Annotated in this window: 24 protein-coding genes; 4 read left to right on the forward strand and 20 right to left on the reverse strand. The window is 64.0% G+C overall.

Annotation, left to right across the window (positions count from 1 at the left end):
• The 3 genes from ACVOLQ_RS14580 to ACVOLQ_RS14590 form a co-directional block, all read right to left on the reverse strand.
• Complete coding sequence (locus tag ACVOLQ_RS14580) at window positions 1-234, reverse strand: lipopolysaccharide assembly protein LapA domain-containing protein (protein ID WP_047290286.1); 234 nt, start codon at window positions 232-234, stop codon at window positions 1-3.
• Between the two features lie 152 nt (window positions 235-386).
• Entirely contained in the window at window positions 387-866 is a 480-nt protein-coding gene (locus ACVOLQ_RS14585) for a tellurite resistance TerB family protein (RefSeq protein WP_047290285.1), read from the reverse strand.
• Between the two features lie 48 nt (window positions 867-914).
• Window positions 915-1,070, reverse strand: coding sequence for a hypothetical protein (locus ACVOLQ_RS14590; protein WP_165710375.1), 156 nt, complete (start codon window positions 1,068-1,070; stop codon window positions 915-917).
• Window positions 1,071-1,142: 72 nt separating this feature from the next.
• On the opposite strand from ACVOLQ_RS14590, the gene ACVOLQ_RS14595 reads away from it, so the two are divergent.
• Window positions 1,143-1,906, forward strand: a protein-coding gene (locus tag ACVOLQ_RS14595; RefSeq protein WP_121335901.1) for an IS5 family transposase whose coding sequence is annotated in 2 segments (ribosomal slippage) — window positions 1,143-1,458 and window positions 1,458-1,906 — 765 coding nt in all. Because the reading frame shifts where the segments join, the coding sequence is not laid out codon by codon here.
• Between the two features lie 341 nt (window positions 1,907-2,247).
• Here ACVOLQ_RS14595 and ACVOLQ_RS14600 read toward each other — a convergent pair.
• The 17 genes from ACVOLQ_RS14600 to ACVOLQ_RS14680 all read right to left on the reverse strand — a co-directional run bounded on the left by ACVOLQ_RS14600 (window position 2,248) and on the right by ACVOLQ_RS14680 (window position 17,779).
• Window positions 2,248-3,159: a nucleotidyl transferase AbiEii/AbiGii toxin family protein gene (locus ACVOLQ_RS14600; protein ID WP_053506162.1), complete on the reverse strand. Its 912-nt coding sequence runs from the start codon at window positions 3,157-3,159 to the stop codon at window positions 2,248-2,250.
• Window positions 3,156-3,893 (reverse strand): type IV toxin-antitoxin system AbiEi family antitoxin, encoded by a 738-nt coding sequence (locus ACVOLQ_RS14605; RefSeq protein WP_047290281.1) that lies wholly within the window; start codon window positions 3,891-3,893, stop codon window positions 3,156-3,158. The genes ACVOLQ_RS14600 and ACVOLQ_RS14605 overlap by 4 nt, the downstream gene beginning before the upstream one ends.
• Before the next feature lie 94 nt (window positions 3,894-3,987).
• Window positions 3,988-4,248, reverse strand: coding sequence for a DUF2274 domain-containing protein (locus tag ACVOLQ_RS14610; RefSeq protein ID WP_099605281.1), 261 nt, complete (start codon window positions 4,246-4,248; stop codon window positions 3,988-3,990).
• A complete protein-coding gene (locus ACVOLQ_RS14615; RefSeq protein WP_099605282.1) occupies window positions 4,245-5,510 on the reverse strand; it encodes a TraB/TrbI/VirB10 family type IV secretion system protein in 1,266 nt (421 codons plus the stop codon). Before ACVOLQ_RS14615 ends, ACVOLQ_RS14610 begins: the two co-directional genes overlap by 4 nt.
• A gap of 2 nt (window positions 5,511-5,512) precedes the next feature.
• Window positions 5,513-6,505, reverse strand: a complete 993-nt coding sequence (gene trbG, locus ACVOLQ_RS14620) for a P-type conjugative transfer protein TrbG (RefSeq protein WP_099605283.1) — start codon at window positions 6,503-6,505, stop codon at window positions 5,513-5,515.
• The gene (gene trbF, locus ACVOLQ_RS14625; protein WP_099605284.1) at window positions 6,502-7,206 is read right to left on the reverse strand and encodes a conjugal transfer protein TrbF; all 705 of its coding nucleotides are present in this window, start codon (window positions 7,204-7,206) and stop codon (window positions 6,502-6,504) included. Before trbF ends, trbG begins: the two co-directional genes overlap by 4 nt.
• A 24-nt stretch (window positions 7,207-7,230) precedes the next feature.
• Window positions 7,231-8,586 carry a P-type conjugative transfer protein TrbL gene (trbL, locus tag ACVOLQ_RS14630; protein ID WP_099605285.1) on the reverse strand — a complete coding sequence of 452 codons (1,356 nt, stop codon included), beginning with the start codon at window positions 8,584-8,586 and terminating at the stop codon, window positions 7,231-7,233.
• Window positions 8,583-8,861, reverse strand: a complete 279-nt coding sequence (locus ACVOLQ_RS14635; protein WP_425519128.1) for a hypothetical protein — start codon at window positions 8,859-8,861, stop codon at window positions 8,583-8,585. The genes trbL and ACVOLQ_RS14635 overlap by 4 nt, the downstream gene beginning before the upstream one ends.
• A gap of 42 nt (window positions 8,862-8,903) precedes the next feature.
• Window positions 8,904-9,659, reverse strand: coding sequence for a P-type conjugative transfer protein TrbJ (gene trbJ / locus ACVOLQ_RS14640; RefSeq protein ID WP_099605287.1), 756 nt, complete (start codon window positions 9,657-9,659; stop codon window positions 8,904-8,906).
• Entirely contained in the window at window positions 9,656-12,115 is a 2,460-nt protein-coding gene (trbE, locus tag ACVOLQ_RS14645; RefSeq protein ID WP_099605288.1) for a conjugal transfer protein TrbE, read from the reverse strand. Before trbE ends, trbJ begins: the two co-directional genes overlap by 4 nt.
• A 9-nt stretch (window positions 12,116-12,124) precedes the next feature.
• Window positions 12,125-12,397 (reverse strand): VirB3 family type IV secretion system protein, encoded by a 273-nt coding sequence (locus ACVOLQ_RS14650; RefSeq protein WP_150359734.1) that lies wholly within the window; start codon window positions 12,395-12,397, stop codon window positions 12,125-12,127.
• Window positions 12,394-12,777, reverse strand: coding sequence for a TrbC/VirB2 family type IV secretion system protein (locus tag ACVOLQ_RS14655; RefSeq protein ID WP_099605290.1), 384 nt, complete (start codon window positions 12,775-12,777; stop codon window positions 12,394-12,396). Before ACVOLQ_RS14655 ends, ACVOLQ_RS14650 begins: the two co-directional genes overlap by 4 nt.
• Complete coding sequence (gene trbB, locus ACVOLQ_RS14660; RefSeq protein WP_425519159.1) at window positions 12,774-13,784, reverse strand: P-type conjugative transfer ATPase TrbB; 1,011 nt, start codon at window positions 13,782-13,784, stop codon at window positions 12,774-12,776. The genes ACVOLQ_RS14655 and trbB overlap by 4 nt, the downstream gene beginning before the upstream one ends.
• A gap of 68 nt (window positions 13,785-13,852) precedes the next feature.
• On the reverse strand, window positions 13,853-14,317 hold the full coding sequence (locus ACVOLQ_RS14665) for a ribbon-helix-helix protein, CopG family (RefSeq protein ID WP_099605292.1): 465 nt from the start codon (window positions 14,315-14,317) through the stop codon (window positions 13,853-13,855).
• Window positions 14,314-16,323, reverse strand: a complete 2,010-nt coding sequence (locus tag ACVOLQ_RS14670) for a conjugal transfer protein TraG (RefSeq protein WP_099605293.1) — start codon at window positions 16,321-16,323, stop codon at window positions 14,314-14,316. Before ACVOLQ_RS14670 ends, ACVOLQ_RS14665 begins: the two co-directional genes overlap by 4 nt.
• 236 nt (window positions 16,324-16,559) lie before the next feature.
• Window positions 16,560-16,838, reverse strand: a complete 279-nt coding sequence (locus ACVOLQ_RS14675; RefSeq protein ID WP_099605294.1) for an EexN family lipoprotein — start codon at window positions 16,836-16,838, stop codon at window positions 16,560-16,562.
• Window positions 16,835-17,779 (reverse strand): LysR family transcriptional regulator, encoded by a 945-nt coding sequence (locus ACVOLQ_RS14680; RefSeq protein WP_150360007.1) that lies wholly within the window; start codon window positions 17,777-17,779, stop codon window positions 16,835-16,837. Before ACVOLQ_RS14680 ends, ACVOLQ_RS14675 begins: the two co-directional genes overlap by 4 nt.
• 153 nt (window positions 17,780-17,932) lie before the next feature.
• On the opposite strand from ACVOLQ_RS14680, the gene ACVOLQ_RS14685 reads away from it, so the two are divergent.
• Genes ACVOLQ_RS14685 through ACVOLQ_RS14695 form a run of 3 tightly spaced genes read left to right on the forward strand, consistent with a single transcriptional unit; the run spans window position 17,933 to window position 21,974 of the window.
• A complete protein-coding gene (locus ACVOLQ_RS14685; protein WP_099605296.1) occupies window positions 17,933-18,187 on the forward strand; it encodes a helix-turn-helix domain-containing protein in 255 nt (84 codons plus the stop codon).
• Window positions 18,187-20,955, forward strand: a complete 2,769-nt coding sequence (locus tag ACVOLQ_RS14690) for a DUF499 domain-containing protein (RefSeq protein WP_279735282.1) — start codon at window positions 18,187-18,189, stop codon at window positions 20,953-20,955. The genes ACVOLQ_RS14685 and ACVOLQ_RS14690 overlap by 1 nt, the downstream gene beginning before the upstream one ends.
• Entirely contained in the window at window positions 20,955-21,974 is a 1,020-nt protein-coding gene (locus tag ACVOLQ_RS14695) for a hypothetical protein (RefSeq protein ID WP_150359732.1), read from the forward strand. The genes ACVOLQ_RS14690 and ACVOLQ_RS14695 overlap by 1 nt, the downstream gene beginning before the upstream one ends.
• The last annotated feature ends 24 nt before the right edge of the window (window positions 21,975-21,998 follow it).

Below are 21,998 nucleotides of genomic sequence, written 5' to 3' on the forward strand. Positions count from 1 at the left end.
TCAGTTGCTCAAGGGAGGTTTCGAGGTGGCGCCGCGCACCCAGCTGCGAACCATGGACAGGAGCGTGCCTCCCGTCAGCATGCCCAGCACGTACACCGCCAGCAGCAGCAACGACAGCGGTAGCGTCAAGCTCGCAGACAGGAACTGCACGGTCACAGTGTCGAGGTTCTGGAACTTGAAGAGAAAAACGACAGCCGTCATGGCGAGCAGCAGGGCCAAGTAGACATGTTTCATGTTGTTCCTTCTTCGCACAGCAGACAAGCTGTTGCGGGAATTATGCCTTTGTTGGTTAGCTCGACAAACAACAAGGCCGACAGCGCTGCAGCGCGGCCGGCCTCGGGAATGGAGAATGGGGGAAGGGGAATCACCTGATGCTTGATCGAACGTTAGCCCGGCATCGAGATGCCAGGGCGCGGCACCACCTGAAAGTCGAGGCCGTAGACCAGTGGTTCGACACACTCCTGGTCTTCCATCGGCAGCACCCACCGCTCAAGTGCCGCGCGCAACAACATCGACTCGCCCGGGTGCACCTCGCCGTCGGCCTCGATGACTTGAGCGCAAAGCTTGATCACCAGCGCCTGCAACGCGACGTTATCGATCTCGTCCAGCCAGGCAGCGAGCGTCGGGCCGTCGATCAGGATATCCCGCCCCGGGCGAACACCGGTCATCAGGTCCTGGCACAACTCGTCCAGAACGACATGCCATTGCAGGCCATGCAGATCGAGCCGTTCGAAGGCCTGCGTGTCGGCCAGTCGCTGCCATTCGACATCCTTGATGTCGCCGTTGGCGAGCAAGGCGGTGGCCAGGATGCGCCCGGCGGCCTGAGGGCTGTTGCGGGGGTAGTGCCGGAAAACTGGGTGGTTCATTGGCTTGGTCCTCCTTAAGGGGCCATGGAGAGCGGTGGATGGCGGTGGTCAGCCGAGCCTGAACACCACGAAGACGGTCAGCGTCATGGCCAGCAGTGTCCAACCAGCGGCTCGCGCCGCGGGGTACCAGCGGGTGACCGATGGCGTGATGGCGATGGTGGTGGCACGTTGCTGCCGGGCGCGGTGGGAATGAAGATGGTGCATCGTGAAGCTCCTGGAGTTAGGGCGTGTTAACACTAATGGCGATTTCTGCGACTGCGCGGGACAATCTCTGGCATGGAGATCACACCCGAGCAATTCGCCACCATCGAGCACTGTCTGCCCAAGCAGCGCGGCAATGTCAGCCTGAGCAACCTGCAGGTAGTCAACGCCATCCTCTATGTGGCCGAGCATGGCTGCAAGTGGCGTGGACTGCCCAAACGGTTCGGCAACTGGCACACGATCTACACGCGCATGAACCGCTGGACCAAGGCCGGTGTACTCGATCGCATGTTCGAGGAATTGCAGCGGGCCCAGGTCGTGCGCATCAAGATCGAGGCGGTCTCGCTGGACTCCACCAGCATCAAGGTCCACCCAGACGGCACCGGAGCGTTAAAAAAAACGGCCCTCAGTCCATCGGCAAGTCCCGAGGCGGATGGAACACCAAGATTCATATGGTTGCCGCGGATGCTCGAACGGCCGTGACGTTCTGCCTCTCGCCAGGACAAGCGCACGACGCACCTGAAGGCAGGCGTTTGCTCAGCAGCCTCGGGGCGACAAGCCGACCCGTTCATTTGCTCATGGACCGGGCATACGAAGGCAATGAAACCCGCCAACTTGCTCTGGACCTGGGATTCATTCCGGTCGTGCCCCCGACCAGCAAACGCCTTGATCCTTGGGAATACGACCGGGCCATGTACAAGCGCCGCAATGAGGTCGAGCGACTGTTTCGTCGCCTCAAGGGTTACCGGCGCATCTTCTCGCGCTTCGAGAAACTCGATCTCATGTTCCTCGGCTTCATCAGCTTCGTGCTTGTCGCAGATGGACTGAGAATGTGTTAACAGGCCCTAGTTCAAGAAACAGTACATCGCTGATGGGACACACCAACTGCCCGTTGGAGACACCAGCTACGAGGGCATCCAAAAGATCCGCCGCTCCCGGTGGACTCGACGCGAGCGTGCGTGCGGCGCGCAGGTGAATCCAGAAGCACTTGTCGAGGTAGATGCGGCCCCGCGCAGCCACCCACTCACCGAGTTCGATCACGCGGCGTCGCTCATACTCATCGACCGTGATCTGTGGCGTAGAACGATGGAACGCAAATCGGTCGGCAATGCGGGGAGAAGTCACTGGGTTTCGTGTCCATTTTTTAGCGGGTCAGGCCGGCTTGTGTTGAGGAATCCCCCTACCCCAACCTTGCGGCCAGCGCATCTGCTTGCTCGGCAAACTTCTTCGCATCGGCCTTCTGCAACTGCGCCAGGTTGTGCAGCTTCCAGCGGATGCCCGGCAGTTGTTCGAGGTGTGCGATGTCCAGCAATGACCACTCCGGCGTGCCAGCGGCCAGCGACAGCAGGAAGCGCCGCTCGTCGTCGTCCAAACCCTGCTGGATTTCGCGCACCATGCGTTCTCGCGCGTCGAGCAGCGCATCAAGCGGCACCGGCTCGGTCGTCATGCCTTGGAAGTTGTGCTCGTAGTCGTGCCGGATGTCTCGCAGCGGCGTGAACAACACTTCATGGATCGGCCGGTTGCTGCTGGCCAGATAGACCACGAAGGCGCGCCGGATGCCGGGCGTGATGCCCTCGTGCGCAAAGAGCTGCATCACGTCGAACAGATCACGCGGATGCTGCCGATCCAGCGCCGCCACCAGCTTGCCGCCGTACACTTCTTCCAGCGACACCACCGGAATCTCCAGATCGGCCATCAACACGTCACGGGCCATCGGCGTCAGCGAGGCGCGGCGCACCGGCTGCACCGTGCCGCGCATGACGAAGTTGACTTCGACCTTGACCTGAATCGAGCCGCGACGCACCAGCAACTTGGTTTCCCCTGCTGCTGCCGCTGGCGCGTGTGTGTGGAATCCTCGCTTCTTCAACCGCTCCGCAGCTTGCCGGATGGCCTCGTTGATGCGCGCCAGTGCCTCGTCGCGCGGCAAGGTGTGATCGGGAAAAACCAGATCGAGATCGACCGACAAGCGCGGCATGTCGCGCACGAACAGGTTGATCGCCGTACCGCCCTTCAGGGCAAAGGTATCGTCAACAAACACCAGCGGCGCGACCTGCGTCAGCAGGCGCGCGGTATCGAGATAGGTCTGGTTCATGGCTTGAGTACCAGCAGGCCATCGGCCGATCGAGACACCCAGGGACGGTCGCTACCCGTCGGCAGCGCGGCCGGATCGAGCTTGGCCGCCCAGGGCAATGACGCCTCGCGGCCGAGTTGCAGGCACAGCCGCACGGTCTTGACGTTTGTGCAGTGTTGCAACAGCTCGCGTAACACGTCGGGGCGCAGGCTATAGGCGCTCTCCACCAGTTCGCGGGCTTCCTGTAAGGGCTGGCGCACGCCAACCTCACTCAACAGTTCCAGCAAGGCGCGCTCCGGCGCGGACACCTGCGGCGCCCCGCTGCGCTTCTCGAACGCGCCAACGTGCAACAAGGCGGCCGGCTGCTCGTCGAACAGCCGTTTGCGGTGGTATTCAGCTGGGAATCGTTCCGTGAACCATTCCGGCAAGCGTGCGGCCTTCCAGCCATACAGATGCAGCACCGGCTGCTGCGCTACGTACTGCCGCACACCGTACCAGTCCAGCGCCGACTTGCCGCCGACGTGCAGCCCCTCGAACTGGCGCTGCAACAGCAGCAGGCTGGGATGAAGCGCCGGGGGATCGTTGGGGCGGCAGAACACCCCCCGCGCCAGGCGCTTGAGCCACCCTGCCCGGACGTAGTGAACAGCCAGGTCAGCAGAGATGCCCAACGCCGCCAAGTCCAGCGAGGTCAGCGGCGTTCCCGGTGCCAACCGGGTGTAGAGCACATTTAGTCTGCTTGAATTAGTCGTAGCCATACTACGATATATATATCTTTTCCAAGAAAACGTCAATTTGATATGGAACCACCAATCGTAGGCTGGATACGACAATGGAATCTAATCCAAACAATCACCCTTTCGGCATAGCCGTGCGGGAAGAAGGTCGGGTGTCATCTCCCCTGCCCCGCCGGAATCCTCGATCCCCAGCGATAAACGCCTCCAGCATGTGCGGGATCAGCGTCATGGCATCGACCGTCTCGCCATACGCCTGCGCGTGCAGCGTGGCGTAGCGGTCAAGGTCGGCTTTCAAGCTGACCGGGCACGCAAAGGTCAGCTTGATGCTCTCGGTCTTGGGCAGCGGCCCGAGCCGCAGGTTCTTGGTTGTGCTCATTGCATCGCCCCCCGTTGGAAGAACATCGGCTGGTAAGGCCGCAACACCAAATCGCGGTTGACGATGATGCGCACCGGCAGGCCCGGCCGCGTGGTCAGCGTCGGCTGGATATTCATGTTGCGCCGGGTGATCTCTTGGCCGACCTGATTGATGCTGTCCTGCGCGCTGTCGCGCCCGGCAATCACGATGCGGTTGCCGTCCTGCCGGTTCTCCGGCGCGGCCAGTTCGGCGCCCACGCCCAGCAGCGTCGTCAACACCGCGCCCGCAACGATGCGATTCCAGTGCCAGTTCACGTCATCCTCCAGGCCGGCGTAGCCGGCCGGATCGGTGCCCACTAGGTTGTCGAGCGTCAGCGAAGACGTGTCGGGCAAGATGATCCGGTTCCACACTACTTGCACGCGGCTCTGCCCGTAGCTGACCTGGCTGTTGTAGCGCCCAAGGATGCGCGCCCCCTGCGGAATCAGCAGGAACTTGCCCGTGGCTGTGTCAAAGACCGGCTCTGTCACCGTGGCGATCACGTCGCCCGGCAAGTCCGACTTGATGCCTGTCACCAGCGCGCCCGCGATCACGGTTCCAGCCATCACCTGATAGGGCGACGCCGGCAGCGCCAGATTGCCGGAATTGCGGGTTTCCGTAGAACCGGCTTTCAGGAACGCCTCTTTCTGGTCTTGCCGGTTCTGCACGGCGGTCGGGTCGGCGGGCTGGGCCGCCGTCGAGGCAGGCCCGGCAGCGAGAGGATCGAAGGCCGCGAGCGTGCTTGCAGCACCCGGCGCTGCCTGCGCGACCGTGGCGGCGGTCTGACCTTGGCCGCCCGAGCGGAAGAACACCGACGAGGCCGCCGCCGCGTCCGCCTCCTTGCGCAAGGCATCCTCGGGATCATGGCCTGGCGGCGCATAGGCCGGCGTCACCGGCTGCTGCGAAGCGACGATGGCAGGGCCAAGGTCGCCTGGTAACGGCGGCCCTAATTCCGGCACTTTTGGCGGTAGCTTCGAGTAGTCCGAAGGCAGGCCATCCAACCCTTCGGACTTCGACACACGATCGACGTTGTAAAGCTCGGTCTGTTCATTGGCCCCGCGCCGCTGCGGTTGCAATGACCAGATCGTGGCCCCGAGCACGGCGACCGACAGGCCGCCAACGAGGATGGCCAGCACGCGCCGGTTCAGGCGCATGACGGGGCGTGGCTGGGCGCGCAGCGGCACCGCCTCGGGCGCAACCTTGCCCGCCTGCGGCGTGGCGAGGTCGGTAGTGTCGTCTTGGCTCATGGTCAATTCCTCCGCGCAACGCCGTCCGTGCGCTCGATCCGTACCACGTCGCCCTTGTCACCACCCAGGCGCAGTTCGGCCGCGCCGAACAGCCGATCCACGATGTAGTACGGCGAGCGGAAGCGGTAGTTCACCAGTTGCCCATCACCTTGTGGCCCAATGACGAACAGCGGCGGCAGCTCGCCTTGCGCGATACCAGGCGGGAACTGGATATAGACCTTCTCGCCGTCATCGAAAGCGCGCAGTGGCTTCCACGGCGGATTGCTGCCCGAGACGGTGTAGCGGAAACGGATCTTCTCCAGCGACAGCCCGCTATCGACCGGCGCGGCGGCACTGGCCGCCTGCGCCTGGCGCTGCAAGGCCAGCATCTTGTCCTTCGGGTACTCCCAGGACACCGACGCCATCCACGTCTTCTCGGTCGAGGTCAACTCGATCAGGTAGGTGCGTCGGCTGGTCGTGATGACCAGATTGGTCTTCAACCCCGAGCGAATCGGCTTGACCATTACGTTCACGCGCAACGCATCACCGCTGCCGCTCGATGTGTCGCCCACGATCCAACGCACGGTATCGCCGGCGGCGACCGTCACCAGCTCCTCACCCGGCTGGAGCGCGATTACGGTCACGCGACCCACGGCCGCATAGACCTGATACAGCGCACCATCGGTATAGGGCCACACCTGAATCGCATTGACGTAGCCCTCGCGCGTGGGCGCGATGCGTGCCTCGGCGTTGGCCCGAGACACGCGCACGGTCTCGTCCGCCGGCTCCGGCGCGGGCTTGGCAGCCTCGGACTCGGGCAATGGCTTCAACTGCGCTGGCATCGGCAGCACCTCGGGCACGGCCACCATCTCCACCGGCTTGGGCGGCTCCGGCAGCGGCTGGGCCTGCACGGGCTCATCGAGCGAGATGGTCGGCGGCGGCTTGCCCTGTGTGGCGCAGCCCGCCAGGGCCGCAAGCGCCAGCACGGAAACATAAATACGGAAAGACGATTTCATGGTTTGGCTCCTTCGGAAGAATCCAGTTCACGCGCCCAGGACAGGCCGTTGACGTAGATGCCCAAGGGGTTCTTGCGCAGGCGCTGCTCGGTGCGCGGGGTCTGCTGCACGATGGAAATCACGGCGTTCCAGCGTTCAGTCCCTGCGGCAGCGCCGTTGACGAAGCGCTGCTCCGTCCAGCGCACGTTGAAAGACGTGTCGCTGGCGCGAGTCACGCTGGTGATCTGCACCGTCACCGACTCCTTGCCGATGCGTGCGAACGGGTCGCTCACGCGCGCGTAGTCGTTGAGGACGGCCGCGCCTTTGTCGGTCGTGTAGTCGTAGGCATCGAGCCAGTTCTGGCGGACAACGATGGGGTCGATTGACAACGAGCGCACCAGACCGATGAAGCGGCCCAGGTGGTACGCAGTCTGTGCATCGCTGGGCCGGTACGGCGTGGCGGCTTCGCCGACCGCGCGCACCTGGCCGGCGTTGTCCACCTCCACGACGTAGGGTGTCACGATGGACTGCGCCGAACGCCACACCAGGCCGCCGGCCATCAACAGCGCGAGCGTCAGGCAGCCGAAGGCCATCAGCCGCCAGTTCTTCGCCTGCACGCGCGGCGAGCCGATGCGGTCGTCCCACACCTGGCCGGCAGCTTGGTACGGCGTGGCAGGCTGCGGCGTGTCGGCATAGCGCACCTGCGGTTTCTTGAATCGCATGGTCAGTTCTCCTTATGAATCGCTTCAGTCGTCGGAGCCGCGCAGGCTCGGCCCTTGGCCAGAGCCGCCGCCATCGCCACCGCGCAGCGCGTGGGCGGTGGTGGTCGCGGCATGGGTGATTTGTTGGCGGCGGTGCAGCCGCTTGGCCCAGGCAGGTTGTTCCGGTGCCTGGGCCGCAGTGGCACTTGCCGGGGCGGGGCCACCTGACGCTCCCGCATCCCCATTCCAGCCTGCGCGGAAGGGAGCGGCCATGCGTTGCCCGGCAGCGGAGGCTCGGGACGCAGCGCCTCGCCCAGCTGCCTGCGCACCCGTCTTGACGACGCTGCCCAGTCCCGCCATTGCGCCTTTCGCACCACCTCCTGCGGCGGCGGAGCCGGCCTGGAATGCCGACTTCGTACTGCCAGCCGCCGATGTGGCCGCACGCGCACCAGCGCCGGCCAGCTTGGCGGCTGCCGGTGCCATGCGCGCGCCAGCCGCCACCGCACCACCGACGCCGGTTGCTGCAGCACCGATAACGACGGCCGTGCCGGCTGCACCGACAGCGGCACCCGCCATCGCACCCGCGCCGAGCTGCGGCGCACCGGACACGAGGCCTGTGGCGATGCCAGGGCCGAAGATGCCCAGCGCCAGCAGCGTGAGTGAGGCCAGCATGATGACCAGCGCGTGGTCGATGGACGGCTCGGCGGGATGAACCTGAAACTGAGAGAACAGGCCCGATCCAATGCCCACGATCACGGCCAACACCAGCACCTTGACGCCGGAGGCCACCACGTTGCCCAAGACCTTTTCGGCCAGGAACGAGGTCTTGTTCCAAAGCGCGAACGGCACCAGCACGAAGCCCGCGAGCGTGGTCAGCTTGAACTCAATCAGCGTGATGAAAAGCTGGATCGCCAGCACGAAAAAACACAGCACCACGATCAGCCACGCGAGGAACATCACCACGATGGGGTCAAGGTTCACGAACACTTCGGGGAACCCGGCCATGTCGCCGATCTGCTTCAGGATCGGCGCACCCGCGTCAATGCCCATCTTCGCTAGGCGGCCCGGCTGCAAGAAGTTCTCCATCGTGATGGCCGAACCGGTGGCGGTGATACCCAAACCCGCAAAGGAGCGGAACACGATGCTGGCCAGCCAGTTGAAGTTATTGAGAATGTAGGCGAAGGCACCGACGTAGAGCACCTTGCGCAGCAGCTTGGCGATCACGTCCTCGCCCTGGCCAGTGGCGTGGCTCATGGCCCAATACAGTCCGGCGATCGTCATGTCGATGACGATCAGCGTGGCCGTGAGGAACGCCACTTCGCCCCGCAGCAGCCCGAAACCCGAGTCGATGTAGGTGGCGAAGGTGTTGAGGAACTGGTCGATGATGGTCACGTCATTCATGGCGTGCCCTCTGGTTCATCGAAGCTGGGCGGGATCGGCGGCAGGTCCGCCAGCGTCCGGTATTCGTCCGGCCCGGACTGGCCGGCGAAGAAGCGCCGCCGGAATACCTCAGCTGCGGCGCGGCAAGCGTCCTCGCCCGTGGTCGGCATAACCTGTTGTGGATGGGCCGCGCATTGCGCGCGCAATGCCTTGAGCCGCACGGGATCGGCGGACAAGGCATCCGCAAGGTTGTCGGTCGGCTGCTCGCCGCACGCAGCCAGCAGCACGACAAGCATCACAACAGACGGGGCGAGGACACATCGCATGGCGACCTCCCGTCAGTCGCGGTAGAAGTTGATGGACTGCGGTGTGTACGGCGTGCCTTCACCGAGGAAGCGTCGTCGCACCTCGCGGGCACGCTCCGTGGCCGCCGCTTGTCGCGCCAGCTCCAGCGAGGCGGCCCGGTCTTGCGTGATCTGGAGCCGCTGTGACTGGATCGACTGCTTGGCCTGCAAGGCCAGCAACTGGTTCATGGCCTGCATGGCTTGCAGCGCACCCTCGGCCGACTGGCTCTTGCCCACCAAGTCGGCCAGCACGCTTTCGTCATCGCTCAGGTTCTGCGACGCCTGGGCCTGCATCTGCATGGTGGTTTGCAGGCCGTTGAGCGTGTTCTTCCAACGCTCCTGCGCATCGAGGTACATCTGATTGCCGCTCACCGTGGCGGCGTATTTCTCGGGGTACAGGCGTGCGAACTCCCGGTCGATGCTCGTCACGTCGTAGGCCAAGCCCTTGGCCTGCGCGATGAGGCGCTGGGTGGTCGCCAGGTTGGCGCGCAACTGGCCCACCACGCTGGACGGCAGGCTGGCCAGGTTGCGCGCCTGGTTGATGAGCATCTGCGCTTCGTTCTGGAGCTGGCGGATCTGGTTGTTGATCTGCTCCAGCGTGCGAACGGCCGTGAGCGTGTTCTGAATCAGATTGGTCGGGTCGAGCACGATGTCGCCGACGCCGAACAAGGCATGGGCGGGCTGCGCGATACCGAAGGCGAGCACGCAGGCAGCGGTCAGCGCGGCGAGTTTCGAGGCATGGGTTTTCATGGCAGGTTCTCCTGGGGGTGGTCAGCGGTACGGAGGGAACCCGGCGCAAGGCCGGGGAACGAGGGCAGCAGGTCAGCCGCCCAATTGAGGCCGCGATGGCGCAGCCACGCGCCCGCGAAGCTGGGCGTGCCAGCGTCGGCGAGCACCGCGTCCATGTCGCGCTGGTCCTGCGGCGTGGACGCGCCCGCAAACGCCAGCGCCGCCAGCCCCAGGTCGAGGTCGAACAGGCGGTTGCCGAGCCGGGATTGGTAGTAGTAGTCGCGCTTGGGCTGCGCGGTGGCGACGATATCGATCTGCCGCCTGTTGAGGCCGAAGCCTTCGTAGATCGTGCGAATCTGCGGCTCGGTCGCCTGCGGGTTCGGCAGGAAGATGCGGCTGGCGCAGCTTTCGATGATCGCGGGCGCGATGCTCGAATCCTTGATGTCCGCCAACGACTGCGTGGCGAAGATCACCGAGACGTTCTTCTTGCGCAGCGTCTTGAGCCACTGGCGGATGCGTGCCGCAAACACCGGGTCATCGAGAAACAGCCACGCTTCATCGAGGATCAGCAGCGTAGGCGCACCATCAAAGCGTTCGTCGAAGCGCGCAAAGAGGTAATGCAGCACGGCCATGACGGCGGCCTTGCTGTGCATCAGTTCTTCCATCTCGAAGCATTGCACGTCGGCCATGCCCAGCCGGTCATGGTCGGCATCCAGCAGCTTGCCGTGCGCGCCACCCAGCACATACGGCGCGAGCGCCTGTCGCAGTGCATTCGATTGCAGCAGCACCGACAGGCCTGTCATCGTGCGCTGCTCCACCGGCGCACCGGCCAGGCTTCCCAGCGCCGACCAGATAGCCGTTTTCTCGTCGGGGCCGACGGTCACGCCTTCGTGCAGCAAGCGGCCTTCGATCCATTCGGCGGCCCAAGTGCGGTAGCCCTCGCGGTCGATGCGGGCGAGCGGCTGGAAGGCGATTTCGCCATCCGTGCCCAGGTCGTAGTGCTCGCCGCCCAGCCCGAGGATGGTGGCCCGCATCGAGCGGCCCATATCGAACGCGAAGATGCGCGAGCCGGGATAGCGGCGGAACTGCATCGCCAGCGTGGCGAGCAGCACCGACTTGCCCATGCCCGTGGGACCAGCCACCAGCGTGTGGCCCACGTCGCCAATGTGCGTCACCAGCCGGAACGGAGTGGCGCCATCGGTGCGCGTGACGATCAGCGGCGGGCCGTCGAGGTGGTCGTTCTTCTCCGGCCCGGCCCACACGGCAGACACCGGCATCATGTGCGCCAGGTTCAGCGTCGAGACGATGGGCTGGCGGACATTCGCATAGGCGTTGCCGGGGATAGACGACAACCACGCATCCACGGCGTTGAGCGTTTCGGGGATGGTGACGAAGCCGCGTCCCTGGATGACCCGCTCCACCATGCGCAGCTTCTCGTCGGCTGCGCCGGCGTCCTCGTCCATGACGGTGACGGTCGCCGTCAGGTAGCCGAAGGCGACTTGATCGCTGCCCAACTCCTGCAAGGCCGCGTCCGCGTCGGCAGCCTTGTTGTTGGCGTCGGTATCGACCAGCGGTGATTCCTGCTGGAAGATCGTTTCGCGCAGCAGCGCGATGACGTTCTTTCTTTTCGCAAACCACTGACGGCGCAGGCGCCCCAGCTCCCGTTCCGCCTCGGATTTGTCCAGGCACAGAAAGCGCGTACTCCAGCGGTATGCAAATCCCAGGCGGTTGAGGTCGTCCAGAATTCCCGGCCAGGTCGAGGTCGGGAAGCCGCGCACCGATGCCACGCGCAGGTGCTGGTCGCCCAGCATGGGCGCCAGGCCACCAACCAGTGCAGAATCGGTCAGCAGCGCGTCGATATGGAACGGCACTTCGGGTACCGCCAGCGAATAGCGCCGCGTCGAGACGGTCGAATGGAGGTAGGTCAGCGTCTGGCTGTCATCGAGCCAGGTGATTTCCGGCATCACGCCATCGAGCAGGTCGAAGACGCGATCCGTCTCCGCGCTGAAGGCTTGCAGCCGCTCGCGCCAGTCCACGCCATTCGTCGGCGTGTTCTCGTAGAGCATCTTGGCTGCGCGGGCGCGCGACTCCTCCGGCGGCAGATACACCAGCGTCAGGTGATAACCGCTCTCGAAGTGGTGGCCCGATTCCTCAAAGGCGGCCCGGCGCTCTTCCTCCACCATCCACGAAAGCGGCTCGGGGAACTCCGAGCGCGGGTAATCGGCGGCGGGACGGCGCTCGGCTTCGATGAAAAGTGCCCAGCCCGATCCCATGCGGCGCAGCGCGTTGTTCAACCGCGCCGACGTGGCGACCAGCTCGCCTTGTGTCGCGCTGTCCAGATCAGGCCCGCGAAAGCGTGCCGTGCGCTGGAATGAGCCATCCTTGTTCAGCACGACGCCCGGCGCGACCAGTCCGGCCCACGGAAGCCAGTCGGCGAGCAGCGCGGGCCGCTGGCGGTATTCGACGAGGTTCAGCATGGCATCACCTCACACGTCCAGCAGCGATCGGTGCTTGATGTGCCGCGCGAACACGGCCATGAACTGCGGATCGACGCGCGCGCCCCACACCGCCAGCGAATGGCCAACGATCCAGAGCACCACGCCGGGAATCCACAGTTGCAGGCCCAGCCCGACAGCAGCGGCCAGCGTGCCGTTGGCGATCGCCACGGTGCGCGGCGCGCCGCCCAGCAGAAGCGGCTCGGTCAGCGAGCGATGCAGCGGCACCTCGAAGCCGTCTGCGAAGGTGTCTGGGGCGCTCATACGACAGCCCCGCCAGAGAAGCTGAAGAAACTCAGGAAGAAGCTCGAAGCCGCGAACGCGATGGACAGGCCGAACACGATCTGGATCAGCTTGCGGAAGCCGCCCGACGTGTCGCCGAAGGCAAGCGCGAGGCCGGTGGCGATGATGATGATGACCGCAACGATGCGCGCCACCGGCCCTTGAATCGACTCCAGGATCGACTGCAAGGGGCCTTCCCACGGCATCGAGGAACCGGCGGCCTGTGCGGTTCCAGCCAGGAGCAGCAGCAGCGCGGCCAGCAGCAGCCCTTGCCCCGCAGGGCGAGCAAGGCTGCGCAGTCGCGCAAGGCGCAAAGCCGGATTCGGAAAAAAACGGAAAGCAGGAACGATCATCTGCGTCATGGCAGTTCTCCAAGTGAGTCAGGGGATGGGGAGGTCGCCGCAGCGGGTGCGGCATCGGAAAGTGGCGACAGCTCGGAAAGCGGCGTTTTCAGCGCGTCCGCCCCCCAATCCACCAGCCGGTAGCCCATACCGTCAAAGCCGACGACACGGGCGATGCTCTCGATGCGGCGCTTGCGCCCGCGTCCGGCGATATGGATCACCACGTTGACCGCCTCGGCGATCAACGCACGGGGCGGGTTCACCGCCACTTCGAGGATCAGTTGCTCCAGGCGCAGCAGTGCCCCGAGCGCGGAGCCCGCGTGGATCGTGGCGATACCACCGGGGTGGCCCGTGCCCCACACCTTGATGAGATCCAGCGCCTCGGGGCCACGCACCTCGCCAACGACGACACGATCCGGGCGCAGGCGCATTGACGAACGCACCAGCTCGGTCATCGACACGACGCCATGCCGCGTGCGTAGCGGAACGTGGTCGCGCGCCGCGCATTGCAGCTCCACCGTGTCTTCGAGCACCAGCACACGGTCGCCGGTGGCGGCGACCTCGGCGAGCAAAGCATTGGCGAGCGTGGTCTTGCCGCTGCTGGTGGCGCCGGCGATCAGCACGTTCTGCCGCTCGCGCACGGCGCGAACGAGAAAGCCCGCCTGTGCGCTGGTCATCATCCCGTCGATGACGTACCGCTCCAGCGGGATCACGCCGATGGCGCGCTTGCGCAGCGCGAAGGCCGGCCCCGGCGCGGCCGGTGGCAGGATGCCCTCGAAGCGTTCGCCCGTTTCGGGCAGCTCGGCGGACAGTAGCGGCTGGCCGCGATGGACTTCCGCGCCGACGTGGGCGGCCACCAGGCGGATGATTCGCTCACCGTCCGCCTCGGACATCTCCACGCCCATAGGCGCTCGGCCCGACGACAGGCGATCCACCCAAAGGGTGTGATCCGGGTTGAGCATGACCTCCACCACGTCCGGGTCTTCGAGCGCAGCGGCGATCAACGGCCCCATCGCCGTGCGCAGCATCTGGATGCGCCGGTCGAGCGAGGCCGCTGCGGACGAGCGCGGTTCGGGCGGGAATTGCGGAACGACACTCATGACGCACGCTCCTGTGCTTGCGCAGCCGCCGCCGCGTCCTCCATCCGCATTGGGTCTGGATGCAGTTCCTCCACCACGTCGCGCACCAGGCTGCGCCCACGCAGCAGGTGGCGGCCCAACTGCTCCACGAATTGCTCGAAGCGCGCCTTGCCTTGGGCGCGCGCGGCCTCTTGGTGCGCTTCGGGAACTGGCGTGCTGACGGTCAGGTAGTAGCGAATGAACAGCGCCAGCGTTTCGATGGCGATGTTCTGGTCGCGCTCCATGCGCTCGGCCTGGCGCGAGAGGCGATCCAGCCGCTTGGCAATGGCCGCCTCGCGCTGGTCGGCGGCATCGGGCGACAGCCACGATGCGAGCGCCGCCGCGACGATGGACGACTTGGACACGCCTTTCTTGGCGGCCAGCTCGTCCAGGCGCTTGGCGTGCTCCGACTGGATAAAGAGATTCAGGCGGTATTGGCTCATAGCTCGATTCCGTCGTTTGGGTTCAGCGATGCCAGCCGGGCCGTGCGCTGCATGGCAGGGTCAAGCTGGCGAGGAAGGGGAAGTGGCAGGTCGTCGTCATCGAGCAGTGCGAGGTCGGCTGCGGACGCGGCCAGCTCAGGGTCGTAGGCGACGGTTTCGGAGAGTTCGGGCTGACGGCGCGGGCCGCCGTCGTCGGCGCTGCCCATGTCATCAATGGGAACGGTGACCGGTGCGACTGGCACGGCAGGAATCGCCAGCGCGCTCCAATCGTCCGGGCGCAGCGGGGGCACGTCGGAGTACTGCCCGTCCGCCAGCGCAGGCGGCGGCAGCACGCGGCGGCTGAAATTGGTGTCCGCGTAGTAGCGCAGCTTCTTGGCCTTGATCGGCGGACTGCTGCCCACCATCACCACGGCCTCGTCGGGCGGAAGCTGCATGACCTCGCCTGGCGTCAGCAGCGGGCGCGCGGTTTCCTGACGCGACACCATGAGGTGGCCCAGCCACGGCGCGAGCCGGTGGCCCGCGTAGTTGCGCTGGGCGCGCAGCTCGGTGGCCGTGCCCAGCGTCTCGGAGATCCGTTTGGCGGTGCGCTCGTCGTTCGTGGCGAACGTCACGCGCACATGGCAGTTGTCGAGGATCGAATGGTTCTGGCCGTAGGCTTTGTCGATCTGGTTGAGCGACTGCGCGATGAGGAAACTGCGGATGCCGTAGCCCGCCATGAAGGCCAAGGCGGTCTCGAAGAAGTCCAGGCGCCCCAGCGCCGGAAACTCGTCGAGCATCAGCAGCAGCTTGTGGCGGCGTTCGATGCCGTCGGACCCATCGAGCGATTCGGTCAGCCGCCGGCCGATCTGGTTGAGGATCAGACGGATTAGCGGCTTCGTCCGCGAAATGTCCGAAGGCGGCACCACCAGATACAGCGACACCGGATGCTTGGCCGCGATCAGGTCGGCAATGCGCCAGTCGCAGCGAGACGTGACTTCGGCCACCGTGGGGTCGCGGTACAGGCCGAGGAAGCTCATGGCCGTGGACAGCACGCCGGAACGCTCGTTGTCCGACTTGTTGAGCACCTCGCGCGCAGCCGAAGCGACAACCGGATGCGGCATACCTCCTTGATCCAGGCCCAGGTGCGGCGTGGTCATCATCCGATGCAAGGTCAGCTCGAACGGGCTGGCCGGGTCGGAGAGGAAGTTCGCAACGCCGCGTAGCGTCTTGTCCTCGCCCGCGTAGAGCACATGCAGAATGGCCCCGACCAGCAGCGCGTGGCTGGTCTTTTCCCAATGGTTGCGCTTCTCCAGCGCGCCTTCGGGATCGACCAGGATGTCCGCGATGTTCTGCACGTCGCGCACTTCATGCGCGCCGTGCCGCACCTCCAACAGCGGGTTGTAGGCGGCCGACCTCGCGTCGGTCGGGTTGAACAGCAGGCAATGCGAGAAGCGCGAGCGCCAGCCTGCGGTGATTTGCCAGTTCTCGCCTTTGATGTCGTGGATGACGGCGGATGCGGGCCAGGAAAGCAGCGTCGGCACTACGAGGCCAACGCCTTTGCCGCTTCGCGTGGGCGCGAAGGTCAGGACGTGTTCCGGCCCTTCATGTCGCAGGTACTGGCGGTCGTGCTGGCCGAGGAACACGCCGGCCGGCTGCGTGAGGCCCGCCCTACGAATGTCCTGCGCGTTCGCCCAGCGGGCCGAGCCGTAGGTGGTGACGAGCCGCGCTTGGCGCGAGCGCCAGACCGACATGGCAATGGCAACGCACACGGCGACCATGCCACTGGCGCCGGCAATCGCGCCGCCAGTGTCGAACACCTCCGGTGCATACGCGCCGAAGAAGAACCACCACTCAAACAGCTTCCAAGGGTGGTAGATAGACGTGCCAAGAAAGTCGAACCAGGGCGAGCCAAGGCGTAGCTGATAGCCAAGGGCCGCTGCTGTCCATTGTGTGGCGCCCCACACGCCGGCGATCACGATGCCGAACACTACGGCGATCTGACCGAACAGCACGTTCGTCCCTTGCATGACCTGGCCTCCGATTTCTCCTGCGCTGATTCCTCATGGGAAAAGCGGCACAAGGGCGTGCCGCAGGCGTCAGGATCGGTGCCGGGTCAGTGCCGGTCAAAGACCGTTTCGGGCAGAAAGGTCGAGCAAAAAGACAGAATGCGCGCGATGGCGAACCAAAGAAAAGCGCCGCAAGTGCAGGCGCATTGCAGCGTGTCGAGCAGAAAGATAAAGTCGATGCGACGAACCGCCAACAATCAGAACTTGGGGGATTCCTTCGGTGGTGTGTATGGGGTTTCGCCGTCGCCATAGAACCGCTTGCGCGTGGCCTCGGCTACCCGATTGCACAGCACGTCGCCCAGCTTGGGGCGATCTGTCTTGCATTGCTGGCGCAGTTCCTTGAGCCGGTCGGGGTTGGCCGCCAGTTCTTCCACCGTCGGGATATTCGCTTCCGATGTGTTGGCCTTCTGAGGCGTTTCGGACTGGCCGCAGGCAGTCAGCGCGGCTGCAAGCAAGAATGGGATGATCCTTTTCATGGCGCAGGTTCCTCCAGGGAATCGGAGTAATGGCCCGGCTTGGGCCTTGGGGCTTCCGGTGACTCGATGGCCTGCACGCGCTCAATGAACCGTGCAAGCACATCGAACGGCTGACCTTCAGCGTGCAGCAGGTAGGTCGTCAGCGGCGGCACGCGCAAAGCCAGCGGTCGGGCCACCACGCCCGAGTCGGGGTTGGCCGCAATGCGCGCTGCGCCCGTAAATCCAAGCCCGAGGCCGGCCGATACCAACGCCATCATCAGATCGCACGTAGCGACCCGTTCTGCGACCAACGGCTCCATGTCGGCCCGGCGCAGCACCCGATCGACGAATTTGGCATGGCCTTCGCACACTTTCGGATCACATAGAACCAGCGGATAGCGCAGCAGTTCCTCCAAAGGGATGCGCTTGAATGCAAGCAGCGGATGCCGGGCTGGCACCGTCACTATGAGCGCGTCCCTCCAGACTGGTATGGCGACGATGCCGTCGCCCACTTCGTCGGATTGGGCAAACCCTACGTCGTACAGATCGTCATGCAACCCTTTGATCTGCTGCGACAGCGGCACCTCGAAGAAGCGGATTTCGACCTCGGGTTCTTCTAGGCGACACAACGCCAGCAAGGTCGGCAAGCGCGACGGCGTGATGCCATCCGACAAGGCCACGCGCAACTGCCCATGAAAACCGTTTGCTGCCGCTTTCACGCTTTCACGCGCTTGTTCCAAGGCAGCGAACACACGGCGCACATGCTCCAAGAACAATGTTCCGGCACGGGTCAGCCGTGTACTGCGCGTGGTACGGGCAAACAGCAACACGCCTAGTTCTTCTTCCAGCTCCTTGATGGCGCGCGACAGTGGCGACTGCTCCATATGCAGCCGCTCGGCTGCACGGGCAAAGTGCAGTTCTTCTGCAACAGCGAGGAAACAGCGTAGATGTCGGAGCTCCATTGTTTTACCTCTTGCCAACGCTTCCTGCCCGATCTTCACGCATGCCTTATGACCGGCAGCAATCTTGAAAAATTCGCATGAGATGCGTAATTATCACCCAAACATGAAAATTTTGTACAATCCTGCCATTGTTTGACCTCCAAGGCACCCACGATGCCCACCGACAACAACGAAGGCGAAATCCTCACCATCAGGCAGGTAGCCGACTACCTGAAGGTCACGGAACGGACGATCTACAGGTTGGCCGGGGCCAAGAAAATCCCAGCCTTCAAAGTTGGAGGGACGTGGCGGTTTTCGCGCGCAGACATTGACAACTGGATCAAGCAGCAGTCCTTGGAAGGACTCGACGCTGCGCGCGAGGGTGTCCACACGGCCAATGGCCAAACCAACGATGGAGTGCGTAAGTAATGCTTGGATTGACTCTTCGGGATGAGTTTCGGGGCAAGCGCCTCAAAGGGACGGCCATTGAGCTTTCCAACGACTCGAACACGGGTGCCACCCAGATCGCCGCACAGGCATTCTTGGAGATCACCTATCCCACCCACGATCTGCTGAAGGGCATCGAAGCCGTAGGCCCCAACCAAGGGCGGCCAGTGGTCGTGATCGGCGAGCGCGGCCTGGGTAAGTCGCACTTGATGGCAGCGCTCTACCACGCGGTCAACGATGCCGCATCGACGGGCGCATGGCTCAACTCCTGGTCAAGCACGTTGGGTGATCCCGGCATCGGCAAGATAGCACTGCGCGATGGCATGTTGGTCATTGGCGAGAGCCTGCACCGGCAACGCTACAAGTTCCTGTGGGACTTGCTGTTCGAACGCCACCCTCGCGGCGAATTCATCAAGGGCAAGTGGGAAGGCATGGGAGCGGCCAAGACCGACATCCCCTCAGACAAGCTCATCATCGAGCTGCTTGAGCATCGGCCCGCGATGCTCCTCCTCGACGAATTCCAGACTTGGTACGACGGCCTGACCAATACCAAGCAGTACCCCTGGAAGCAATGGGCGTTCAACTTCATCCAGATCCTGTCGGAGATCGCCAAAGAGCGCCCCGACCTACTCGTGTTGGTGATCTCCGTGCGCAATGGCGGAAGCGATGCTTACCAGCAGGTGCACCGCGTCAACCCGGTGGCCATCGACTTCAAGGCGGGAGGCAATGCCGAGCGTATCCAGCAGGATCGACGGCGGATGCTGTTGCATCGCCTGTTCGACAACCGTCTGCAGATTGCAGACGGCACCATCGAATCGCTGGTTGCGCAACACGTCTCCGAATACTTCCGCCTGCTGGATGTGCCGCCCGCCGAGCAGGATCGCAAGCGCCGTGAATTCACTGAGTCCTGGCCTTACGCACCGCACTTGCTGCGCCTGCTTGAGGAACAGGTGCTGATAGCCACGGATGCGCAAGAAACGCGCGACATGATTCGCATCCTGGCCAACCTCTACAAGAGCCGGGGCGAAGCGGTGCCTGTGCTCACTGCCGCTGATTTCCGGCTGGATGACGATGCCTCGGGCATTGGAGCGCTGCTGGATTCAGTGTCCAACGAACACCACCGCACCCTGCGCGAAAAAGCGCAGCACAACATCATTTCGGTGACCGAGGCGGTGTACGACCACGCCAACCTTGCCCCACACCTGCAAGAAATCCTGAGCGCGCTGTGGCTCCGCTCCATCGCCGTCGGCAATCTTGCCGGGGCCGATCCTGCCACGTTGCAGGTGGACATCACCCGCAGCAAGCCGGTAGATGGCAATGCCTTTCAGGTCGAACTGGCGACCATTGTCGAAAACAGCTTCAACATTCACCAGGATGGTCCACGGTTGGTCTTCCGCGAGGAAGAAAACCCCCGCGCCAAGCTGATGGCCTGCGCGCGCAACGACAAGCTGTTCACCGATGGTTCCGATCAGGTGCAGCTTGCCAAGCAGGTGCGCTACGTCATCGGAGGCAGCGATGAGGTCGCTAAAACCTTCCGCGTGATTGCCCTGCCAAAATCGTGGCAGAACGATCCGTGGACATCGCTCGACGAAGCCGAGCAGCCGGAGCGCTGGGATGACCGGCTGCCCATTCTGGTGCTGCCAGATGAGCCGGAAAAAATGGACCAGACACTGGGCCGCTGGCTCAAGGACCACCTGCAAAAGCGCCGCAACACCATTCGCTTCTTGTTGCCCCGTGCCGGCTCCACCAACGCCTTCCAGGACCGTGACCTCCTCATCCTTGCCCGCGCCGAAATGAAGGCTCAGGAATGGAGTGGGCAGAACCCCGAATACAAGAAACTTCATAAGGAATTTGAAGGCACGCTGCGCGAGAACCTGAAGAAGCGCTTCGATCGGTTTGCCATCCTGCACCGCTATGACCACCAGAACCCGCAGCAATCCCTGTTCAGTGTCGAGCACCTGAAAAAGCAAGGTGCTCAAATCCCCGAGGGCATCGAAGAAACCCTGACCAACGACCTCTTTGTTCCCGAAGATTTCGAAGACCTCGTTCTTGAAGCCGCCTCGGAGAACGCCCCCCTCGGCAAGCTGCTGCGTGAACTGCAAGAGCCTCGCCCTGCGGGTCAGGATTGCATCCCCTGGCTGGGGGAAACCGCGATGAAGGAACGCATCCTGCGCTTGTGTGCGCGCGGCAAGATCGCCATCAACCTGCGCAATCTGGAGCACCTTCAAACCCACGCGGGCGAGGACGAGGAAACTGCATGGCGGCGCTTGCGCCCCAAGCTCTCCTACACCGGGCGTCAGCTTGATGAAGTGTTCCTGATGGAACCCTCGGCGGTGCCCGCGACCGGAGGCACCACGCCACCCGCGCCGCAGCCGCCTGCAGGCGGCAACGGTGGATCGGGCGGCGATACTTTTGGTGGCGGCACCACCACTCCGCCCGTCTCCCCTTCCGGTGGCGACAACACTCCCGGCGGTGGCACATTGCCGAATGGCGGCGACATCTTTGGTGGCGGCACAAGTACCACCGCCAAATCGCGCACCCCGCTCTCTAACCCGCCAACCTCACCGCTCAACCTGATCGGCAAGCTCGAAGGCTGGGGCATTGGCCCGGCCACGCCTGTGGCAGAAGTCTCGATCAAGGTGTCTGCTGGTCAGAACACGCAGATTACGGGCGCGCAGCTCAAGGAACTGCTCAAGAAGCTGCCTGATGGCATGACTTTTGAGCTGAGTCTTGAGAAGGAGGACAACTGATGGCGTTGGATGCTCAAATCTTGCAGCGCCTGACCCAGGACAGTCCCAAAGAAGCGTGGCGCATCATTACCGATCGGGTGCTGGAGATTGCCTCGAAACCGCTGGCCGAAGGCAATGCCCCCAGCGAGGTGGTCAAGCGAGACCGCGAAATTGCCGAGCTCGATTTGTTCCTGGCCTCCAGCGGCTGGGATCTGTGGCGGGTCTTTGGCCAACCCGAAATCTGTGGTGTTGAACGTACCTCAGACCGGCTTGCGCGTTGGTGGAGCGAACCCGGCTATGGCCACAGCGTCGCGCGCGCCGTGCTGATTCTGGATGCCCTCTCGCTGCGCGAACTGCCCTGGCTGCTGCAAGGAGCCAAAGATCGTGGATTCACCCTGCACACAGTGGGCGCCACAGCATCCGAACTGCCCAGTGAAACCAACCCGTTCGCCCGCGCATTGGGGCTGACCAGCCGCAGCCAGCTACAAGCCAACGGCGGCGGTTTGGCCCACAAGCTGCAACCGGCGCAGACCGAAACCATCGACCTGCCGTGGAAGGACTGCGAGGGTTTGGTGGACAACGCATCGGGCGCGAAGAACTGGGTGTTCTGGCATCACTGGCCAGACGTCAAGCTGCACGACTACGGCGCGGGCCAAGGTCTGGAGCTGCTGACCAGAGATGCCGCGCAGCAACTTTCCAGTGACGACTTTTGGAGCTTTATTGAGCGCCTCGCCACTGGGCGGCGCTTGGTCATCACATCCGATCACGGCTACGCCGCCACGGGCTACTTCCCCGATGCCGATGGTGAGGTTGCCTCGCACCTCAAGCAGACTTTTTCAAGCGGTCGCAGCAAGGCAGGCAATGGCGACGCAGGCCCCTTCGTTCCTCCCGTCGCCTTGCAAATCGACAGCCCGCATGGCGCACACCTGCTGGCGCTGGGGCGCAGAAAGTGGCGCAGCCAAGGCGGCTACCCGACTTTGACGCATGGTGGTCTCTCGCTGCTGGAAGTGCTGTCACCTTGGCTTGAGATAAGTAGATGAACGGGTTGGAACATTTTTTTCGGA

The organism is Stenotrophomonas sp. STEN031 (assembly GCF_056759975.1).

Excerpts from the sequence above, each read along its gene's own strand:
- ACVOLQ_RS14580 (WP_047290286.1), bottom strand. The coding sequence starts at position 234 with ATGAAACATGTCTACTTGGCCCTGCTGCTCGCCATGACGGCTGTCGTT.
- ACVOLQ_RS14585 (WP_047290285.1), bottom strand. The coding sequence starts at position 866 with ATGAACCACCCAGTTTTCCGGCACTACCCCCGCAACAGCCCTCAGGCC.
- ACVOLQ_RS14590 (WP_165710375.1), bottom strand. The coding sequence starts at position 1,070 with ATGCACCATCTTCATTCCCACCGCGCCCGGCAGCAACGTGCCACCACC.
- ACVOLQ_RS14600 (WP_053506162.1), bottom strand. The coding sequence starts at position 3,159 with ATGAACCAGACCTATCTCGATACCGCGCGCCTGCTGACGCAGGTCGCG.
- ACVOLQ_RS14605 (WP_047290281.1), bottom strand. The coding sequence starts at position 3,893 with ATGGCTACGACTAATTCAAGCAGACTAAATGTGCTCTACACCCGGTTG.
- ACVOLQ_RS14610 (WP_099605281.1), bottom strand. The coding sequence starts at position 4,248 with ATGAGCACAACCAAGAACCTGCGGCTCGGGCCGCTGCCCAAGACCGAG.
- ACVOLQ_RS14615 (WP_099605282.1), bottom strand. The coding sequence starts at position 5,510 with ATGAGCCAAGACGACACTACCGACCTCGCCACGCCGCAGGCGGGCAAG.
- trbG (WP_099605283.1), bottom strand. The coding sequence starts at position 6,505 with ATGAAATCGTCTTTCCGTATTTATGTTTCCGTGCTGGCGCTTGCGGCC.
- trbF (WP_099605284.1), bottom strand. The coding sequence starts at position 7,206 with ATGCGATTCAAGAAACCGCAGGTGCGCTATGCCGACACGCCGCAGCCT.
- trbL (WP_099605285.1), bottom strand. The coding sequence starts at position 8,586 with ATGAATGACGTGACCATCATCGACCAGTTCCTCAACACCTTCGCCACC.
- ACVOLQ_RS14635 (WP_425519128.1), bottom strand. The coding sequence starts at position 8,861 with ATGCTTGTCGTGCTGCTGGCTGCGTGCGGCGAGCAGCCGACCGACAAC.
- trbJ (WP_099605287.1), bottom strand. The coding sequence starts at position 9,659 with ATGAAAACCCATGCCTCGAAACTCGCCGCGCTGACCGCTGCCTGCGTG.
- trbE (WP_099605288.1), bottom strand. The coding sequence starts at position 12,115 with ATGCTGAACCTCGTCGAATACCGCCAGCGGCCCGCGCTGCTCGCCGAC.
- ACVOLQ_RS14650 (WP_150359734.1), bottom strand. The coding sequence starts at position 12,397 with ATGAGCGCCCCAGACACCTTCGCAGACGGCTTCGAGGTGCCGCTGCAT.
- ACVOLQ_RS14655 (WP_099605290.1), bottom strand. The coding sequence starts at position 12,777 with ATGACGCAGATGATCGTTCCTGCTTTCCGTTTTTTTCCGAATCCGGCT.
- trbB (WP_425519159.1), bottom strand. The coding sequence starts at position 13,784 with ATGCTGCGCACGGCGATGGGGCCGTTGATCGCCGCTGCGCTCGAAGAC.
- ACVOLQ_RS14665 (WP_099605292.1), bottom strand. The coding sequence starts at position 14,317 with ATGAGCCAATACCGCCTGAATCTCTTTATCCAGTCGGAGCACGCCAAG.
- ACVOLQ_RS14670 (WP_099605293.1), bottom strand. The coding sequence starts at position 16,323 with ATGCAAGGGACGAACGTGCTGTTCGGTCAGATCGCCGTAGTGTTCGGC.
- ACVOLQ_RS14675 (WP_099605294.1), bottom strand. The coding sequence starts at position 16,838 with ATGAAAAGGATCATCCCATTCTTGCTTGCAGCCGCGCTGACTGCCTGC.
- ACVOLQ_RS14680 (WP_150360007.1), bottom strand. The coding sequence starts at position 17,779 with ATGGAGCTCCGACATCTACGCTGTTTCCTCGCTGTTGCAGAAGAACTG.
- ACVOLQ_RS14685 (WP_099605296.1), top strand. The coding sequence starts at position 17,933 with ATGCCCACCGACAACAACGAAGGCGAAATCCTCACCATCAGGCAGGTA.
- ACVOLQ_RS14690 (WP_279735282.1), top strand. The coding sequence starts at position 18,187 with ATGCTTGGATTGACTCTTCGGGATGAGTTTCGGGGCAAGCGCCTCAAA.
- ACVOLQ_RS14695 (WP_150359732.1), top strand. The coding sequence starts at position 20,955 with ATGGCGTTGGATGCTCAAATCTTGCAGCGCCTGACCCAGGACAGTCCC.